Here is a 1,919-nt window from a genome sequence, read left to right on the forward strand (position 1 = left end):
TTACGGAATGCTCCATTTTTTTTAATTTTTACCTTGTTAGGGAGAACCCTAAAACCCCGAAAAATATTTTATAAAGGAGAATAAAATGGCAAATAGATTTAGAAATGAAAGAATAGAAATAAAAGTAACTAAAGAAGAAAAGGAAGTTTTTGAAAAGAAAATGAAACTTGCAAATTGCAAAACTATGTCCCACTTTCTTAGAAAATGTGTATTGGAAAAAGAGATTTATGTTGTAGACCTAGAACCATTTAGAAACCTACAATGGCTACTTTCGAATGCAACAAATAATATAAATCAGATTGCAAAAGCTACTAATACAACTGGTGTTATTTACAAGAATGAAATTGAATCGATGAATAGACAGATAGAAAAATTATCAAAAGAAATATGGCAGATCCATTCCCTACTTCTTAACAAATCAAAAGAAAGTTCTGGTGATTAATATGGCAATTACTAAAATTCATCCTATAAAATCAACTCTAAATTTGGCAATAGATTACATTACTAAGAGTGAAAAAACTGATGAAAAAATATTAGTATCTTCATTCAAATGTCATCCATCTACTGCCCATATTCAATTTATGAAAACACGAGAAGATAATGATACTAAAGGTACAGTTCTAGCTAGGCATTTAATCCAATCTTTTCTACCAGGAGAGGTTGATCCTATAAAAGCTCACGAGATAGGAATGGAATTATGCAAGAAAATTTTAAATGAAGATTATGAATTTGTTCTTGCAACTCATATAGATAGAGGGCATATCCATAACCATATTATTTTTAATAATGTTAATTACAAGACTGGTAAATGCTACCAATCTAATAAAAAATCTTATCATAAAATCAGATTTCAAAGTGACGAATTATGTAGAGGAAATAAGCTCTCAGTCATTGATGAATATTATGAAGCTTACAAAAGAAAATATAAAACTGCTGGTAAATCTTGGTACGAATATGACCTAAACAAGAAAGGAAATTCTTGGAAATCTAAACTGCAATTTGATATAGACAGAATGATTAATAAGTCTAAATCTTGGGAAGAATTTTTAGAAAATATGAAATCTCTTGATTATGAAATTAAGTTTGGTAAACACATTGCTTTTCGACATAAAGATAAACAAAGATTTACAAGGGCAAAGACTATCGGAGAAGATTATACTGAGGAAAAAATCAAAGAAAGAATAGATTTAGCAATTAAAAATAAAGCTAATCCTATTAAAAAGCGTGTAGGAAATGTCATTGATATATCTACTAATGAAAAAGCTCAATCCTCTAAAGGTTATGAAGTTTGGGCAAGAAAGCACAATATCAAAACTATGGCTGATTCAATAATTAAACTTAGAGAACAAGGAATTAATTCAATCACTCAACTCGATGATCTAATCAAAAAATCTGCTGATGATAGACAAGACTTGTTAGATAAAATAAAGAAAATTGAAACTGAGATGAAGAGTTTATCTCAAGATATGGAAAATATAAATACTATAAATAAGTATCGTGAAATCTACAAATACCACAAGAAAAATCCTGAGGATAAGCAATTTGCAGAAGAATATTATAGTGAACTTTCCGTCTACAAAATAGCCGCTAAAGGAATCTTAGAAAGCTATAAAAAACTACCAAATACAAAAGAAATACTATCAAAGCTCGATAAATTGCAAGAAAAAAAGAACACCCTTATGCAAGAGTATTCTTTGAATAAAGAACAATTTTATGACCTTGTTCAGTATAGGAAAAACTATGAAAATTATTATGGGAAGGAAGTGGAGAGATAAAAAGCTATAAAAGAGTAAACGATAACTCTGTGTAATTGCATTAAAGGGTATTATAATATTTATTGTTAAGTATAAGAATTTAAGAGTCAAGTCCATAATATTGTGTAAATTAAACTAGTACAATATTATGGACTTGACTAAATT

General features: G+C 28.4%; 2 protein-coding genes. Both read left to right on the top strand.

Translation table 11 applies throughout. From position 1 onward, the window contains the following. Positions 1-85: 85 nt before the first annotated feature. On the top strand, positions 86-442 hold the full coding sequence (locus HGAG_RS07170; RefSeq protein WP_019118522.1) for a plasmid mobilization protein: 357 nt from the start codon (positions 86-88) through the stop codon (positions 440-442). A 1-nt stretch (position 443) separates the two neighbouring features. After that, positions 444-1,775, top strand: a complete 1,332-nt coding sequence (locus HGAG_RS07175; RefSeq protein WP_019118523.1) for a relaxase/mobilization nuclease domain-containing protein — start codon at positions 444-446, stop codon at positions 1,773-1,775. Positions 1,776-1,919: the final 144 nt, after the last annotated feature.

Origin of the sequence: Anaerococcus obesiensis ph10, assembly GCF_000311745.1 — a bacterium.
Taxonomy (GTDB): Bacteria; Bacillota; Clostridia; order Tissierellales; family Peptoniphilaceae; genus Anaerococcus; species Anaerococcus vaginalis.

Excerpts from the sequence above, each read along its gene's own strand:
- HGAG_RS07170 (WP_019118522.1), top strand. The coding sequence starts at position 86 with ATGGCAAATAGATTTAGAAATGAAAGAATAGAAATAAAAGTAACTAAA.
- HGAG_RS07175 (WP_019118523.1), top strand. The coding sequence starts at position 444 with ATGGCAATTACTAAAATTCATCCTATAAAATCAACTCTAAATTTGGCA.